Here is a 15,648-nt window from a genome sequence, read left to right on the forward strand (position 1 = left end):
GACCGGTCGATGACCTCGCTCCGCTCGGTCATGCAGTGCAGCCTACGCGCAACGTTACCCAGCAGTAACGTGAGTCATCTCGCATCCGGCCACGCCGCCCTGCGCACACCATAGGGTGCCCGGCGCCGAGGCGCCGGGCAGGGGTTGCGTCAGGTGACCTGGATCGTGCCGTGCAGCGCCCGGGGGCGGTCAGCGCCAGCGAGAGAGCAGGATCAGCGAGGCGACCATCGCGCCGAAGCCGACCAGCAGGTTCCAGTAGCCCCACGAGGCGACCGGGTACTCCTGCTCGGAGAGGTAGTAGACGACCAGCCAGCCGATGCCGCCCACGATCAACGCGACGGCGGTCGCCGGCAGCCACACCGGGCTAGGCTTGCGCGTCGCCGCTGTCGCCGTCGGACGCACGTCCGTCGGCGGGGTGTACACCTTCTTCTTGCGGACCTGAGACTTGGGCACGGCGCTCTCCAGAGGGGGTGACGACCTCGTCCGGCCTGACAACCGGGCGCGGGGGCGACGGTCCATGGCCAATAATGTTCGACAGCTAGCGTAGTCCCGACGGGCCGTCCAAGCCACGAATGGGGTCACTCCGGTGCACGCAGTGACGCCGAACGGGTGGACCGGGCGGGCACGGAAACGCCGGCCCGCGCCGTGGCGGGCAGCAACCAGACGACGGGGAAGGAACGCTCGGTGGAGTACACATCCGGCGCCGCGTCCTGGCAGAAGGCCATGCGGCGAGCGGTCGCTGCCCTGCTGCCACGGCGTCGACGGCAGCGACGGTCGGGCTGGTCGATCGGGGTGCCGATGATCGCCGCAGCGGCCGGGCTGCTCTTCACCACCACCGCGACCACCGCCGGCGGCACCGCCCTGCGCGAGGACCGGCGACCCCACCTGACCCAGCTCATCGAGGACCGGCGGGAGCAGGTCGCGGCGAGCGAGCTGCGGGCCGCCCGGCTGCGCGAGGAGGTCGAGGGCCAGACCGCCGCGCTGGCCGACGCGGACGGCCCGATCAAGGGGCAGCGGGACCGCGCCGAGGCCAGCCAGGAGGCGGCCGGCTTCACCGAGCTCACCGGCCGCGGGGTGATCGTCGAGCTCAACGACGCGCCCCGACGCGACGACGGGACCCTGCCCAAAGGTGCCACCAACGACGACCTGGTCGTCCACCAGGGAGATGTCCAGGCGGTCGTGAACGCGCTCTGGGCCGGGGGCGCGGAGGCCATGTCAATCATGGACGTCCGCGTGCTCTCCACCAGCGCGGTACGCTGCGTCGGGAATACCCTGCTGCTGCATGGCCGGGTGTACTCCCCACCGTTCAAGATCGTAGCAATCGGCGATCCCGCTGCCCTCCAGCAGGCCCTCGCCGGCTCTGAGGGAGTCGGTTTGTTCAAGCAGGCGGTCGACCACTACAAGCTGGGCTACTCGGAAAACGTCGCCACGGTGACCGTGCCCGCCTTCAAAGACTCGACGGCGCTGCGATCGGCGACGGTGCCCCGATGACCCGGGAAGGCGGCGACGCACGTCACCGCGACCAGAGCGAGGACGAGACCACCTTCATCCCCCGGGTCGAACGCTCCGCGCCGACCCCGCCGGGGGGCCCCGGCCCGACCGGCCCCTGGCCCGACCCGGTACTGCCGCCCCGCCGGTCGCCGGCCGCCGACGCGCCGCCCGCGCAGCGCCCCACGCCGACGCCCGCCGACACCACGCGCCGCCCGACCGCGCCGAACTCCGGTCCCGGGCAGCCGACGGGTCCGTCGCGCGCCGGTGGCACCCTCCGGGCGGACGCGCCGGCCGAACCGAGCCGGCCCGCGCCGCCCGCGTGGCCGGGCAAGCCGGGCAACGCCGCGTCCCGACCGCCGGCACCGACCACGCCGCTGGCCACGCCGGCCACGCAGCCTCCCGCGCCGGCCGCGACGCCGCCCACGCAGCCGCCCGCCGGTCCGCCGGCCGTCCGGCGTACGCCCGCCGCGCCGGGCCCGTCGGCCGGTCCCGACCGCCCCGCTGCGCCGGGTCGCGGGTCCGCGCCGATCCGAGCCGAGCAGCAGCCACCCGCCGGGGTACGCCCCGCCGCGCCCGTCGAGGCGCCCACCGCGTTCATCCCCCGGGTCACCGACCGGCCAACCGCCCCGGCCCACGGTGCCGCCCGCCCCGGCTCGTCGTCGGCAGCCCCGGAGGGTGGCGTGCGATCCGGCACGGCGGACGACGGACCGACCCGCACGCCGTCGCGTGATGACGCCCCGCTCCGGCCGACCCGGCCGGAGGGTGTCGCCGTTCCGCGTTCGGCCTCCTACGACGGCACACCCCGGACGGCCACGCCGGAAGGCGCCGGCACCCCGCGCGCGGCCTCCTACGACGGCGTACCCCGGGCGGCCGCGCCCGACCTCGGCCAGCCGGCGGCCGGAGTCCGGGGCCCGGAGCGGCCCGCGGACCCGGCGGCCACCGCGGTGATCCCTGCGGTGACCGGGCGGCCGCAGCCGCAGCACCCGCCGCTGGACTCGACGGCGCTGATGGGCGCCGTCCCACCCACCCCCAAGCCCGACGGCACCCAGCCCACCCCGCCGGCCGAGCCGCCGCAGCCCCGCCGGGGCGAACGGGTGGTCCAACTCCGCCCCGAGCAGACCGGCGAGGGGTACAAGAGCGTCTACTCGGAGCTGACCCGGCCCACCATCGCCTCCCGGATCCGCACCGGCGTCCGGATCACCGGCGAGCTGCTGATCACCTTCGGTCTGGTGGTGCTCCTCTTCGCCAGCTACGAGATCTGGGGCAAGTCGGCGATCGTCGACGCCCACCAGAACGACCTGAGCCAGCAGTTGGCGCAGGCGTGGGGCCCCACCGGAGACCCGACCGTCGGCCCGTCGCCCACGGCGGCGGCCAAGCCGCTGAAGGTGGTGGAGGGCAAGCCGATCGCCGGGCTCTACATCCCCAAGCTGGACAAGAGCTGGGTGGTCGTCGAGGGCGTCACCCAGAAGGACATCCGGTACGCCCCCGGCCACTATCCGAAGAGCGCGCTGCCCGGGAAGGTCGGCAACTTCTCCGTCGCCGGACACCGCAACCGGGCCACCTTCTGGCGGTTGGACGAGCTGAACAACGGCGACGTGATCGTGGTCGAGGGCCAGACCGACTGGTACATCTACAAGGTCTACAAGAGCCGGATCGTCCGTCCGGACCAGGTCGAGGTGGTCGCGCCGGTGCCGATGAATCCCGGCGCCAAGCCGACGAGGAAGCTGCTCACCCTCACCACCTGCAACCCGAAGTTCGACAACTACCAGCGCCTGATCGTGCACGCCGAGCTGGACCACAGCCAGCCGAAGTCGGCGGGACGACCGGTGGAGCTGGGAGCCTGAGGACCCCGATGTACTCCTGGATCTGGCGCAAGCTGCCCTTCGGCCTGGCCGGCAAGCTGATCGGCTCGGTACTGCTCGCCGCCGCCACGGTGGCGCTGCTCTGGTACGTGGTCTTCCCGTGGGCCGAGCCGCTGCTGCCCTTCGACGACGTGCAGGTCACCCAGGACTCGGGCACCCCCGGCGGGGACTCCGGCGTCGACCAGGACGCCCCCACGGGCGACGAGCACGATCTGCCGTACGACACCGACGAGAACAACACCCCGCCGACCTCCCCGAACGAGTGAGCCCCATGCGTGTCCTGGTCATCGACAACTACGACTCGTTCGTCTTCAACCTGGTCCAGTACCTCGGCCAGCTCGGCGTCGACTGCGAGGTCCGGCGCAACGACGAGATCGACGTGGCCGAGGTAGGCCGGGTCGGCGCGGCCGGCGTCCTGCTCTCGCCGGGGCCGGGCAGCCCGGACCGGGCCGGCATCTGCCTGGACGTCATCCGGCAGTACGCCGGCGAGCTGCCGATCTTCGGGGTCTGCCTCGGTCACCAGGCGATCGGTGAGGCGTTCGGCGCCACCGTGACCCGGGCACCCGAGCTGCTGCACGGCAAGACCTCCGAGGTCCGGCACCACTCGGTCGGCGTCCTGGCCGGCCTGCCCGACCCGTTCACCGCGACCCGGTACCACTCGCTGGCGGTGCTCCCCGAGACGCTCCCGGACGAGCTGGAGGTCACCGGTTGGACCGGCTCTGGCGTGGTGATGGCGATGCGGCACCGCACGCTGCCGATCGAGGGCGTCCAGTTCCACCCGGAGTCGGTGCTCACCGAGGGCGGCCACCTGATGCTGGCGAACTGGCTGGCCGCGTGCGGTCACCCGGAGGCGCTGGAGCGCGCGCCGGAGCTGGCCGCCGAGGTGGACGCCCGGCGGCGCGCCGCCTTCGCCACCAGCTGATATCGCCTCACGAAGACCTCGACCCGGTCCCCTTGTCAGGGACCGGGTGGGTCTGTCTGGATGCGCCGGTTACTCGCCGGGGAGGCGGGCCGGGGGCGTGGTGGGGATCGGGAAGCCGCCGCCGGTACCGGTGCCGCCGGTCGGAGTCGGAGTGGGTTCGGTGGGCGTGGCCGTCGGCGACGTCGGCTCCTGGGTGGCTGCGGGCACGCTGACGACGATGGTCACCTTCGTACCCTTCGCCTTCTTGGCCCCACCCTTCGGGTCCTGGCTGAGCACCCTGCCGGGCTCCTGCCCGGGCTTGGCCTCGTCACCCAGGTCGGTGTTCACCCTGAACCCGGCTTCCTTGAGTCGCTGCTCCGCCTCCTCCCTGGTCAGACCGACCACGTTCGGTACGGGGACGACGTTGCCCTTCGAGTAGGTGACCTTCACCTCGGAGCCCGCCGGAACCTCGGTGCCGGAACGCGGCTCCACGCTGATCACCACACCAGCACCCTTGGCGCTGGTTTCGTCCTCCTCAAGCCTGACCCTGAGGCCGAGGCTCTCCAGCTGCTGCTTCACGTTCTCGTAGGGCGAATTGGTCAGGCCCGGCGGAATCGTGACCGGCTCCCTGCCGGCGCAGACATTCACCGACACCTTCGTGCCGGGGTCGAGCTTCACGCCGGCGGGCGGGTTCAGCCCGGTGACAGCCCCCTTCGTGCAGTTGTCCGCGCGCACCTGCTCGCCCGCGACGGGCACCAGACCGGCGTCGTTGAGTGCGGTGAAGGCGGCCGCTTGCGGCTGTCCGACAAGGTTCGGCACCGCGACTTGCTCGACGTCCTTCTTGTTCTGTTGCATCAGCAGGCCCGCGACCAACGCGATCACCGCGAGCACGCCGAGCGCCGCGAAGGCCGCGATCACCCAGCCCGAGCTCTTGCGCCGCTGCGGGTCGCCGACCCGGGCCGGGATCTGCCGGGTGGGCGCACCCGCCACCTGGGTCGGGTACCCCGCCCCGGCAGCCGGCGCCAGGTGCGCGGTCTCCTCCTGCGGCATGACCGGGGTGGCCATCACCGGTCGGCCCGCGGCCGCCCGGAGCAGGTCGGCCCGCATCTCGCCGGCGCTCTGGTAGCGGTTGAGCGGGTTCTTCGACAGCGCCTTGAGCACGATCGCGTCGACCGCCGGGTTGACGTCCGGGTTGATGTCGCTCGGCGTCGGCGGGGCTTCCCGTACGTGCTGGTAGGCGACGCTGACCGGGCTGTCGCCGACGAACGGCGGGTGCCCGCAGACCAGCTCGAAGAGCACGCAGCCGGCGGCGTAGACGTCGGAGCGGGCGTCCACGGCCTCGCCGCGGGCCTGCTCCGGCGAGAGGTACTGGGCCGTGCCGATCACCGCGCTGGTCTGGGTCATCGTGGTGGCGCCACTGGCCAGCGCCCGGGCGATGCCGAAGTCCATCACCTTGACCTGACCGGTCTGGGTGAGCATCACGTTGCCCGGCTTGACGTCCCGGTGGATGATCCCGTGCCGGTGGCTGAACTCCAGCGCCGCGCACATGTCGGCGCAGATCTCCAGCGCCCGGCGCGGCTGCAACCGGCTCTCGACGCCGAGGAGTTCCTTCAGGGTCCGCCCGTTGACGAACTCCATCACGATGAACGGCAGGGTCTCGCCGGTCGGGGCGGTCTCCTCGCCGGTGTCGTAGACGGCCACGATCGCCGGGTGGTTCAGCGAGGCGGCGTTCTGCGCCTCCCGACGGAACCGCATCTGGAACGTGGCGTCCCGGGCGAGGTCGGCGCGGAGCATCTTGATCGCGACGTCCCGCCCGAGCCGAAGGTCACGACCGCGGTGCACCTCGGCCATGCCGCCGTAGCCGAGCAGCTCGCCGACCTGATATCGGCCACCGAGCAGGCGGGCCTGCGCTGTCATCGCGTTCGTCGTCCTTCGCTCGTCGTCGTCTCGCCGCCACCCGTTCGGAGCCATACCACCCGACGGTACGACGTCCGGGCCAGATCGTCGCGTCCGCCCGCGCTCACCGCGCCGGTCGGAACACTCAGCGGCCGGTATGCGCCGGGATCACCGGTCAGCGCGCCCTGCCGCGCAAGGTAGGAAACCACGCCGGAGCAGACCAGAACCAGTACGGCCAGCAGAATGGCGATAGTCACCATCCCTGACCTGGAACGACGCGCCGGAGCGGCGTTCGTCACCGCCGGGGCGTACCCGACGGGGCGCCCCGGTGCCGACGGCACGGCGGCCGCACCGCGGGTCTGGCCCGGCGCGCCGGCCGGCGGTCGAGGCTGCGGCAGGGTCTGGGCCGGCGGCCGCGGCGCGAGCCCGGGCGGCTGCGGCTGTCGGGCCACCACCGGCGGTCGGGCCTGCCCGGTTGCCGGCGGGCGGGGCTGGTGGGCCGCCGCAGAGGGCCGGGCCGGCTGCTGGTGCGGGGCCGTGGGGACCTGCGCGCGGGCCACCGGCGCGCCCGGTGAGGCCGGCGCGGCGGAGATCGGGCGGGCCTGCCCACCGGTCCGCGCCTGCTGCGACAGGGCCGCCTTGGCCTGGCGGGCCACCGCGGCCAGCGCGGCGGCGCTCGGCCAGCGGTGCGCCGGGTCCTTCGCCAGCGCCCGCTCCACGATCGCCCTCACCGCGGGCGGGATGTCGCCGGGCAGCGGCCGGGGAGCCTCGCGGACGTGCTTCATCGCGATCTCGAGCGGGTTGTCGCCCTCGAAGGGACGCCGGCCGGCCAGGCACTGGTATGCGACGACGCCGAGCGCGTAGACGTCGGAGGCGGGCGTGGCCACCGCGCCGGTGGCCTGCTCGGGCGAGATGTACGAGGCGGTGCCGAGCACCGAGCCGGCGGCGGTGAGCTGGGCGACCATGTCGGAGCGGGCGATGCCGAAGTCGGTCAGCACCAGCGTGCCGTTCGGCCGGACCAGCAGATTGCCCGGCTTCACGTCGCGGTGCACGATGCCCTTCTCGTGCGCGGCGTGCAGCGCCTCGGCGGCCTGCGCGAGCAGGGCCATCGTCCGGGCGGGGGTGAGCCGGCCGACCCGACTCAGGGTGGCCGAGAGCGCGTCGCCCTCGACGTACTCCATCACCAGGAAGGCGATCTGCTGGTCGCTGCCGAAGTCGTAGACATCGACCACGCCGGGGTGGTTGATGGTGGCCATGGTCCGGGCCTCGCCACGGAACCGTTCGGCGAAGTCGGGGTCGTCGAGCAGCGCCGGGAGCAGGCTCTTCACCGCCACCGTACGGCCCAGCACCTGGTCGGTGCCGCGCCAGACGTCGCCCATGCCACCGCTGGCGATCCGCTCGTCGAGGCGGTAGCGGTTGCCGAGCTGGACGCCGGGGCTGAGCATGTCAGCGGCCCCCGGAGTCCCGGATCGCGGCCCGCATGATCTGACCGCCGATCCGGGCCGCCTCACCGCTGCCGCCGTCGCCGGCCCTCTCGAGCACCACACACACCGCAGAGATCGGGGTGCCGTTCTTGTCGAGCACGAAGCCGATGAACCAGCCGTGCGGCGGGATGCCAGGGCCGACGTCCGCCGTGCCGGTCTTGCCGCCGACCGTGTAGCCGTCGATCTGCGCCTTCCTGCCGGTGCCGCCCTCCACGACGCTGACCATCATGTCCCGCAGGTCGCCGGCGACCGGGCCGGTGACCGGCTGGCGCAGCTCCCGCGGCTTGGCGGTTTCATACACGGTCGTCCGGTCCGGCCCCAGCAGCTGCTTGACCAGGAAGGGCCGCATCTCGCTGCCGCCGTTGGCGACCGTGGCGGCGATCATCGCGCCCTGCAGTGGGGTCATTCGCACGTCGCGCTGCCCGATCGAGGACTGGGCCAGCGCGGCCGGGTCGGTCGCGCCGCCGGGCGCCTCCATGTCGCCGGTACGGCTGGCCGCCACGCTGAGACCGTCCTCGCCGAGCTGGCCGACGGTGAGGTCCTTCTGCTCGAAGCCGAACTGCTGGGCCTTCTCCTTGATGGTGTCGGCGCCGAGCCGTACGCCGAGCTGGGCGAAGCCGGTGTTGCACGACTCCCGGACCGCCTCCTGGAGGCTGACCTGCGGCTCCGGGCAGATCGTCGCGGCGGCGTTCTTGATCGGCGAGCCGGAGGTCGGCGGCGTGTAGGTGGCCCCGGCCGGGATCTGGGTGGTCTTGGTAATCCCGTTCTCCAGCGCTGCGGCGGCCACCACGATCTTGAAGGTGGAGCCGGGCGGCAGGGTCTCGTCCAGCGCGCGGTTCGTCAGCGGCCGGTCGGCGTCCTTGTCCAGCTCGTTGTACGCCGTTGCCGCGGCGGTGGTGTCGTGGCTGGCCAACGGGTTGGGGTCGAAGCTGGGCATCGAGACCATGGCCTGCACCGCCCCGGTACGCGGGTCGATGGCGATGGCCGCGCCCCGCCTGGCGCCCCTCTCGTTGTTGCGCAGCTGGTCGTACGCGGTGTCCTGGGCCCGCTTGGAGAGTGTCAGCAGCACGTTGCCGCCACCGGTCTCGTCGCCGGTGAACATGTCCTTGATCCGGTTGGCGATCAGCGCGTCGCTGGTGCCGGCGAGGAAGTCGTTCTCGATCCGCTCGATGCCGGTCTCGCTCCCGTTGACCGGCTTGAAGCCGAGCACGTGCGCGTACTTCGCCCCGCCGGGGTACGTGCGCTGAAACTTCAGCTTGCCGCTGGTCTCCTTGCTGGTGGCGACCGCGGTGCCGCCGGCCTCGATGTTGCCGCGCCGGCGCTCGTACTCGGCCACCTGGACCCGGCCGTTGTAGTCGCTGTTGCGGTATTCGTCGGCCTTGTAGGCCTGGATCCAGTTCAGGTTCGCGAAGAGCAGACCGAACAGGACCAGAACGACTACGCCGACGCGGCGCAGAGGTGCGTTCACGGGCGGATCACCTCCGTGGGTGCACCGTGCAGTTGCTCCGGCGGCCCACCGGCGGGCCGGGCCGCCGGGCCACCGGTGACCACCGGCTTGCGGGCGGCGTCGGAGACTCGGAGCAGCACTGCGATGAGCAGCCAGTTGGCCATCAGCGACGAGCCACCGGCGGAGAGGAACGGGGTGGTCTGACCGGTCAGCGGGATGAGCTTGCTGATCCCGCCGACGATCACGAAGACCTGGAGCCCGAGGGTGAAGGCGAGGCCACCGGCGAGCAGCTTCCCGAACGAGTCCCGCACCGCCAGCCCGGCCCGCAACCCCCGCTCGACGATGAGCAGGTAGGTCACCAGCAGCGCGGTGAGACCGAAGAGCCCGATCTCCTCACCGATGCCGGCGAAGATGAAGTCGTTCTGCACCTCGGGGATCAGGGTCGGCTCGCCGGCGCCCGGCCCGGTGCCGAAGAGCCCGCCGCTGCCCAGCGCCAACAGGCCCTGGACCAGCTGGTAGCCCTTCTCGTACGGGTCGGAGAACGGGTCCAGCCAGATCTCGGCGCGCAGGTGAAAGTTGGCGAACGGACCGCCGATCGTCCCGCCCAGCACGTACGCCAGGTAGGCGCCGCCGAAGAAGAGCAGCAGACCGATGAGCAGCCAGCTGACCCGTTCCGTGGCGATGTAGAGCGTCACCACGAACATGCCGAAGTACAGCAGCGAGGTGCCGAGGTCCTTCTCGAAGACGAGCACCAGCAGGCTCAGCGCCCAGACCGCGAGCACCGGGCCGAGGTCCCGGCCGCGGGGGAAGTCGATGCCGAGGATCCGCCGGCTGGCCAGCGAAAGCACCTCGCGCTTGCGGACCAGGTAGTACGCGAAGAAGACCAGCAGGGCCAGCTTGGCGAACTCACCCGGCTGGATGCTGAACCCACCGATCCGGATCCACAGCTTCGCGCCGTAGATCTCCGAGTACCGCGCCGGGAGCACCGCCGGGATCATCACCAGCACGATGCCGGCCAGACCCAGGGTGTACGCGTAGCGGGAGACCGCCCGGTGGTCCTTCATCACGAAGAGCAGCGCCGCGGCGAGGATCACCGAGGCGAGCGTCCAGGCCAGCTGCCGCCCCCCGGTGCCGGCGAAGATCGCCAGCGTCTCCCGGTCGACCGCGTCCGCCCGGGCCAGGTCGTACCGGCGCAGGAAGCCGACCCCGATTCCGTTGAGCAGTGCCACCGCCGGCAGCAGGGCCGGGTCGGCGAACGGCGCCAGGAACCGGATCACCAGGTGCATGCCGAGGAAGAGCACCCCCAGCACGGCGGCCGGCATCCAGAAGTCCGGGGTGACGGTGTCGAGCAGGTTCGCCTCGACGATCGCCCCGTAGGCCGCCACCAGCACCATGGCCAGCAGCAGCAGCGAGAGCTCGGCGTTACGCCGGGACCGCGCCAGGCGTACGCCGGGCTGCTCGCCCGTCGAGGCGGGCGAGGCTGCCGGTGTGGCCGCTGCGGTCACGGATCGGTCCCTTGGAGTCTCAGCCGACGGTCACTCGGGCGACCGACAGCCCGCCGGGTCTCCGCCCGGCGGGACCGCGTCGGAGGCCGAGGCGTCGGGCGTGGTGGTCGGCGCGGGGGTCGCCGAGGGGACGACCGGACTGCCGCTGGCGACCGGAGTGGGCGCCGCCGGGCCGGGCGCGACCGGGGTGACCGTCGGCGTCACCGGCGCCGTGCTGGCCACCGGGGTCGGGGTAGGGCTCGGCGGGCAGATCGGCTTCAGGTTCGGGTTGGCCGGGTCGTCGTTGGTCAGCTCCGCGAGCCGGCGTACCGCGTCGGGCCGGCTCTTGGCCTGGATACCCTGCTTGACCTGCTCCTGCGCGGCCAGCGTGAGGTCGTCCAGCTTGGCCGGGCTGGTGGAGTGCACGCGGGACAGGTCGAGACCGGCGACCTGACCGGGGACCCCGCGGAAGACCGCGAGCTGCCCGTCCTCGGTCGCCCCGACATAGTACTGCCGCTGGGTGAAGCTCCAGCCGGCGAAGAGACCGCCGCCCAGGATGACCAGCAGCGCCGCCAGCATCGCCACGGTACGCAGCGGCCGGCGCCGGGGACGGTCCGACTCGTCGTCCCGGGAGGCGGCCGGCTCCTCCGGCGCGGGGTTCCGCGGCGCGGAGAGCGCCGAGGCGCGGGCCGCCGGGGTGGAGACGTCGGCCGAGGTGGCCATCCCCCGGTCGCGGGCGGCGGCGCCGCCGACGATCGGGCTCGCCTCGACGATGTCCTGGTCGGTGGCGTCCGCGATGATCACGGTGATGTTGTCCGGGCCGCCGCCGCGGAGCGCGAGCTGCACCAGCCGCTCGACGCACTGCTGCGGGTCGGTGTACTCCCGCAGGGTGTCGCCGATGGTCTCCGCGCTCACCACGCCGGAGAGGCCGTCGCTGCAGATCAGGTAGCGGTCGCCCGGCAGCACCTGGCGGACGCTGTACTCCGGGTCGATGTCCCGGCCGTCGAGGGCGCGGGTGAGCAGCGAGCGCTGGGGGTGGCTGCTCGCCTCCTCCGCGCTGATCCGACCCTCGTCCACGAGCATCTGGACGTAGGTGTCGTCCTTGGTGATCTGCGCGAACTCGCCCTTGCGCAGGAGATAGGCCCGCGAGTCACCGATGTGGACCATGCCGAGCTTGCTGCCCGAGAAGAGGGTCGCGGTGAGCGTGGTGCCCATCCCCTCCAGCTGCGGGTTGGCGTCCACGGTGTCGCGAAGCTGCTGGTTGGCGGTGCCCACGGCCGAGCGCAGAGCGTCGACGAGCGCGTCCCCCGGGACGTCCTCGTCGAGCGGCGCCATGGCACCGATGACGATGTTGCTGGCGACGTCACCGGCGGCCATGCCGCCCATGCCGTCGGCGACGGCGAGAAGCCGCGGTCCGGCGTAGACGGAGTCCTGGTTTCCGTCTCGGATCAGACCGCGGTCGCTGTGGGCCGCATAGCGCAGGGTCAGAGTCATGGCCGTAATTCGAGAGAGGTGCGGCCGATCCGGATCGGCACGCCGAGGGGGACGGGGGTTGGTCCGGTGACCTTAGCGCGATCCAGGTACGTGCCGTTAGTCGAGCCGAGATCCTCGACGAACCACTGCCCGTCGCGCGGCACGAGCCGGGCGTGCCGCGCGGAGGCGTAGTCGTCGGTGATGACGAGGGTGGAGTCCTCGGCCCGACCGATAGTGATCTGCGCTTCACCGAGGGTGATCCGGGTGCCGGCCAACTGACCGGCGGTGACCACCATCTGGTGGGCCGCCCTGCCCCGCTTCGCCTTGGCCGGCTTCGCCGCCTGCCCGGTGGACGCGCCGACCGCACGGGGCGCGGCCACCAGCCGGCCCGTCCGGGCTCCTGCGAAGAGGTCACGGCGGATCACGCCGACCACCGTGAACACGAAGATCCACAGCAGGATGAGGAACCCGAACCGGGCGACGGTGATGACGAGCTCCGGCAACGCGGGTCAGCCGTCCACGCGGAAGGTCAACGTCGTCGTGCCGAGCTGGATCATGTCGCCCGGGTTGAGGGCGACCGCCGAGACGCGCTGGCCGTTGACCATCGTGCCGTTGGTCGACCCCAGGTCGGTCAGCACGACCTGCCCGCCGTCGAAGTCCAGCCGGGCGTGTCGCCGGGAGATCCCGACGTCCGGCAGGCGCAGGTTGGCCTGGTCGCCGCGGCCGATCACCGTCGAACCCATCTGGAGCGGGTAGGTGCGGCCGTCGCCGGAGACCAGCCGGACGTTGCGGGTGCCACCGCCGTGTCCCGGCGGGGGGCCGTAGCCGCCACCCTGGTCGTACGACGGGTACGCCGGCGGGCCGGCGTCGTAGCCGCCCGGCGACGAGACCGGGGCGACCTCGCCACCGGTGTAGACCTCGGCGGTGACCCGGAACATGCCGGTGTCCAGTCCCTCGCCGCGTTCGATCTCCACGATCACGTCGCCGTAGACCGTCCACGCCTGCTCGCCGATGAACTCCGCCTGCGACTGGGCCAGCTCCTGGGCCAGCGCGGCGGCGTACGGCGCCAGACGACTGTGGTCGTACGGCGAGAGATCGATCACGTAGCGGTTGGGCACCAACGTGCGGCCACCAGCCAGGATGGCCTTGTGCGCCTCGGCCTCCCGCTGCATGGCGTTGAGGATCTCCACGGGGTGGACCACCCCTTTGAAGACTTTGGCGAAGGCCCCTTCGACCAGGCCTTCCAGACGCTTCTCAAAGCGTTGCAGCACGCTCACCGGCTCCTCCTCGGGTCCCGAGGACATGATGGTATCTGGACGGGGCGCATGCAGCTCGCGCGCCGCTCGGCCATCGCGCGCCGGCCCGTTCGGAGAGGCCCGTTCCGGCGTGCTAATGTTTCGTCCGCCACGAACGGTGACGCTCTACGGAGCGTAACCGGTCAGGGCACGACCGAGACACCACGCCGCAGGGCCGCTGGCGACAGCGGGGCCGGGACAGGCTACAGTGTTCGTGGTCAAAGCCACGGGGATGTGGCGGAATGGCAGACGCGCACGGTTCAGGTCCGTGTGTCCGAAAGGACGTGGGGGTTCAACTCCCCCCATCCCCACCAGATCGACGAGGGCTCCGCGGCTGCGGGGCCCTCGCGTCGTATCGGGGCGTGCCGGACGTCACGCTATGCTCCGGTGGTTTCCCTGCCTCCTACTGACAGGAGTGGCGTGTGACTGTCGCGTTGGTGACCGGCTCGGGTGGTCTGATCGGTTCCGAGGCGGTCCGGCACTTCGCCGGTCTCGGCCTGGACGTGGTCGGGATCGACAACGACATGCGGCAGGAGTTCTTCGGCGCCGAGGCGTCGACCGCGTGGAACGTCCGCCGACTGACCGACGAGCTGGGGTCGGCGTACTCGCACCACAGCATCGACATCCGGGACCGGGACGCGCTGGCGAAGCTCTTCCAGCGGTACGGCAGGGACATCGCCGTGGTGATCCACACTGCCGCGCAGCCCTCGCACGACTGGGCGGTGCGCGATCCCTTCACGGACTTCGACGTGAACGCCGGCGGCACCCTCAACGTGCTGCAGAACGTGCGCGAGCACTGCATCGAGGCACCGGTGATCCACTGCTCGACCAACAAGGTCTACGGCGACCGGCCCAACAGCCTGCCGCTGGTGGAGCAGGAGACCCGCTGGGAGATCGAGGCCGGGCACCCGTACGAGCAGGGCATCCGCGAGGACATGTCGATCGACGCCTGCCTGCATTCGGTCTTCGGCGCCTCCAAGGTCGCCGCCGACGTGATGGTGCAGGAGTACGGCCGCTACTTCGGGATGAAGACCGCCTGCTTCCGGGGTGGCACGCTGACCGGCCCGGCGCACTCGGCGACCGAGCTGCACGGCTTCCTGGCGTACGTGATGCGGGCGAACATGGAGCGCCGCACCTACAAGATCTTCGGCTACCAGGGCAAGCAGGTCCGGGACGCCATCCACAGCTCGGACGTGGTGTCCGCGTTCGAGGCGTTCTTCCGCAACCCGCGCTCGGCGGCGGTCTACAACCTGGGCGGCGGCCGGCACTCCAACACCTCGATGCGCGAGGCGTTCACGCTGGCCGAGCAGATCACCGGCCAGGAGATGATCTCCGAGTATGTCGAGGCGAACCGGATCGGCGACCACAAGTGGTGGATCGGCTCGAACGAGGCGTTCCAGGCCGACTACCCGGACTGGAAGCAGGTCTACGACGTACCGATGATCATGCGGGAAACCTACGAGGCCAACGTCGACAAGTGGGTACCCCAGGCATGACCGCGCAGGGCAAGCGGAACGTCCTCGGCGTCCTGGTCGACGCCACGGACTACGCCGCGGCGACCGAGCAGGTGGTGGCGGCGGCCCACGACCGGCGCCCGCTGGCGCTGACCGCGCTCGCCGTGCACGGCGTGATGACCGGGGTGCTCGATCCGGCGCACAATGCCCGGCTCAACTCCTTCGACGTGGTCACCCCGGACGGCCAGCCGGTCCGCTGGGCGCTCAACCTGCTGCACCACGTCGGCCTGGCGGACCGGGTCTACGGCCCGACGCTGACCCTGCACGTGCTGCGCCGCTTCGCCGAGGAGGAGCTCCCGGTCTACCTGTACGGCTCGACCGAGGAGACCCTGGCGAAGCTGATCCCGGCACTGGAGCGGATGTTCCCGGCCCTCAAGATCGCCGGGGTGGAGCCGTCGAAGTTCCGCGAGGTGCAGCCCGGCGAGGACGTCGAGATCGCCGACCGGATCAGGGCCAGCGGTGCCCGGCTCGTCCTGGTCGGGCTGGGCTGCCCCCGCCAGGAGGTCTTCGCGTACGCGATGCGCCCGCTGCTGGACATGCCGCTGATGGCCGTCGGTGCCGCCTTCGACTACCACGCCGGGCTGCTCAAGCAGCCGCCCGCGTGGATGCAGCGGGCCGGCCTCGAGTGGTTCTGGCGGCTCGGACTGGAGCCGAAGCGGCTCTGGCGCCGCTACGTCATCCTCAACCCGGCCTACCTGACCCGGCTCGCCGGCCAGAAGACCGGCGTGTGGAAGGCCAGGCCGCCCGCGCCGGCGACCGAGCGGCCCTCGACCTTCGCCGTCTGACCGGCGATCGCGTCGG

Annotated in this window: 14 protein-coding genes and 1 tRNA gene; 7 read left to right on the forward strand and 8 right to left on the reverse strand. The window is 72.0% G+C overall.

Annotated elements, in window-relative coordinates:
* Positions 1 to 189 precede the first annotated feature (189 nt).
* Positions 190 to 453, reverse strand: a complete 264-nt coding sequence (locus AC5RWQ_RS04285; RefSeq protein ID WP_334493286.1) for a cell division protein CrgA — start codon at positions 451 to 453, stop codon at positions 190 to 192.
* A 231-nt stretch (positions 454 to 684) separates the two neighbouring features.
* Here AC5RWQ_RS04285 and AC5RWQ_RS04290 point away from each other — a divergent pair, with 231 nt between their 5' ends.
* The 4 genes from AC5RWQ_RS04290 to AC5RWQ_RS04305 are packed head-to-tail and all read left to right on the forward strand — an operon-like array spanning position 685 to position 4,275.
* Complete coding sequence (locus AC5RWQ_RS04290) at positions 685 to 1,491, forward strand: DUF881 domain-containing protein (protein ID WP_494281424.1); 807 nt, start codon at positions 685 to 687, stop codon at positions 1,489 to 1,491.
* A complete protein-coding gene (locus tag AC5RWQ_RS04295) occupies positions 1,488 to 3,335 on the forward strand; it encodes a class E sortase (protein ID WP_494281425.1) in 1,848 nt (615 codons plus the stop codon). The genes AC5RWQ_RS04290 and AC5RWQ_RS04295 overlap by 4 nt, the downstream gene beginning before the upstream one ends.
* Before the next feature lie 8 nt (positions 3,336 to 3,343).
* Complete coding sequence (locus AC5RWQ_RS04300; protein ID WP_494281426.1) at positions 3,344 to 3,619, forward strand: hypothetical protein; 276 nt, start codon at positions 3,344 to 3,346, stop codon at positions 3,617 to 3,619.
* A gap of 5 nt (positions 3,620 to 3,624) precedes the next feature.
* Positions 3,625 to 4,275 (forward strand): aminodeoxychorismate/anthranilate synthase component II, encoded by a 651-nt coding sequence (locus AC5RWQ_RS04305; RefSeq protein ID WP_494281427.1) that lies wholly within the window; start codon positions 3,625 to 3,627, stop codon positions 4,273 to 4,275.
* Between the two features lie 69 nt (positions 4,276 to 4,344).
* Here the strand turns inward: AC5RWQ_RS04305 and pknB are convergent, their stop codons facing one another.
* Genes pknB through AC5RWQ_RS04340 form a run of 7 tightly spaced genes read right to left on the reverse strand, consistent with a single transcriptional unit; the run spans position 4,345 to position 13,342 of the window.
* Positions 4,345 to 6,171, reverse strand: a complete 1,827-nt coding sequence (gene pknB / locus AC5RWQ_RS04310; RefSeq protein ID WP_494281428.1) for a Stk1 family PASTA domain-containing Ser/Thr kinase — start codon at positions 6,169 to 6,171, stop codon at positions 4,345 to 4,347.
* Positions 6,168 to 7,595, reverse strand: coding sequence for a serine/threonine-protein kinase (locus tag AC5RWQ_RS04315; RefSeq protein ID WP_494281429.1), 1,428 nt, complete (start codon positions 7,593 to 7,595; stop codon positions 6,168 to 6,170). Before AC5RWQ_RS04315 ends, pknB begins: the two co-directional genes overlap by 4 nt.
* A gap of 1 nt (position 7,596) precedes the next feature.
* A complete protein-coding gene (locus tag AC5RWQ_RS04320) occupies positions 7,597 to 9,102 on the reverse strand; it encodes a peptidoglycan D,D-transpeptidase FtsI family protein (RefSeq protein ID WP_494281430.1) in 1,506 nt (501 codons plus the stop codon).
* Entirely contained in the window at positions 9,099 to 10,586 is a 1,488-nt protein-coding gene (locus AC5RWQ_RS04325; RefSeq protein ID WP_494281431.1) for an FtsW/RodA/SpoVE family cell cycle protein, read from the reverse strand. Before AC5RWQ_RS04325 ends, AC5RWQ_RS04320 begins: the two co-directional genes overlap by 4 nt.
* A gap of 30 nt (positions 10,587 to 10,616) precedes the next feature.
* Positions 10,617 to 12,059, reverse strand: coding sequence for a PP2C family protein-serine/threonine phosphatase (locus AC5RWQ_RS04330; protein WP_494281432.1), 1,443 nt, complete (start codon positions 12,057 to 12,059; stop codon positions 10,617 to 10,619).
* Positions 12,056 to 12,541, reverse strand: coding sequence for an FHA domain-containing protein FhaB/FipA (locus AC5RWQ_RS04335; RefSeq protein ID WP_494281433.1), 486 nt, complete (start codon positions 12,539 to 12,541; stop codon positions 12,056 to 12,058). Before AC5RWQ_RS04335 ends, AC5RWQ_RS04330 begins: the two co-directional genes overlap by 4 nt.
* A gap of 6 nt (positions 12,542 to 12,547) precedes the next feature.
* Positions 12,548 to 13,342, reverse strand: coding sequence for an FHA domain-containing protein (locus AC5RWQ_RS04340; RefSeq protein ID WP_334494092.1), 795 nt, complete (start codon positions 13,340 to 13,342; stop codon positions 12,548 to 12,550).
* Between the two features lie 219 nt (positions 13,343 to 13,561).
* Here AC5RWQ_RS04340 and AC5RWQ_RS04345 point away from each other — a divergent pair.
* The 3 genes from AC5RWQ_RS04345 to AC5RWQ_RS04355 all read left to right on the forward strand — a co-directional run bounded on the left by AC5RWQ_RS04345 (position 13,562) and on the right by AC5RWQ_RS04355 (position 15,632).
* Positions 13,562 to 13,647: transfer RNA gene (locus tag AC5RWQ_RS04345), tRNA-Leu, on the forward strand.
* A gap of 108 nt (positions 13,648 to 13,755) precedes the next feature.
* On the forward strand, positions 13,756 to 14,829 hold the full coding sequence (locus tag AC5RWQ_RS04350; RefSeq protein WP_494281434.1) for an NAD-dependent epimerase/dehydratase family protein: 1,074 nt from the start codon (positions 13,756 to 13,758) through the stop codon (positions 14,827 to 14,829).
* Positions 14,826 to 15,632: a WecB/TagA/CpsF family glycosyltransferase gene (locus AC5RWQ_RS04355; protein WP_494281625.1), complete on the forward strand. Its 807-nt coding sequence runs from the start codon at positions 14,826 to 14,828 to the stop codon at positions 15,630 to 15,632. The genes AC5RWQ_RS04350 and AC5RWQ_RS04355 overlap by 4 nt, the downstream gene beginning before the upstream one ends.
* Positions 15,633 to 15,648: the final 16 nt, after the last annotated feature.

It is taken from the genome of Micromonospora sp. BS32, assembly GCF_059089345.1.

What these genes read in the sequence shown, in the direction of transcription:
- pknB (WP_494281428.1), bottom strand. Translation starts at nt 6,171, where the DNA reads ATGACAGCGCAGGCCCGCCTGCTCGGTGGCCGATATCAGGTCGGCGAG.
- AC5RWQ_RS04305 (WP_494281427.1), top strand. Translation starts at nt 3,625, where the DNA reads ATGCGTGTCCTGGTCATCGACAACTACGACTCGTTCGTCTTCAACCTG.
- AC5RWQ_RS04300 (WP_494281426.1), top strand. Translation starts at nt 3,344, where the DNA reads ATGTACTCCTGGATCTGGCGCAAGCTGCCCTTCGGCCTGGCCGGCAAG.
- AC5RWQ_RS04330 (WP_494281432.1), bottom strand. Translation starts at nt 12,059, where the DNA reads ATGACTCTGACCCTGCGCTATGCGGCCCACAGCGACCGCGGTCTGATC.
- AC5RWQ_RS04355 (WP_494281625.1), top strand. Translation starts at nt 14,826, where the DNA reads ATGACCGCGCAGGGCAAGCGGAACGTCCTCGGCGTCCTGGTCGACGCC.
- AC5RWQ_RS04340 (WP_334494092.1), bottom strand. Translation starts at nt 13,342, where the DNA reads ATGTCCTCGGGACCCGAGGAGGAGCCGGTGAGCGTGCTGCAACGCTTT.
- AC5RWQ_RS04295 (WP_494281425.1), top strand. Translation starts at nt 1,488, where the DNA reads ATGACCCGGGAAGGCGGCGACGCACGTCACCGCGACCAGAGCGAGGAC.
- AC5RWQ_RS04315 (WP_494281429.1), bottom strand. Translation starts at nt 7,595, where the DNA reads ATGCTCAGCCCCGGCGTCCAGCTCGGCAACCGCTACCGCCTCGACGAG.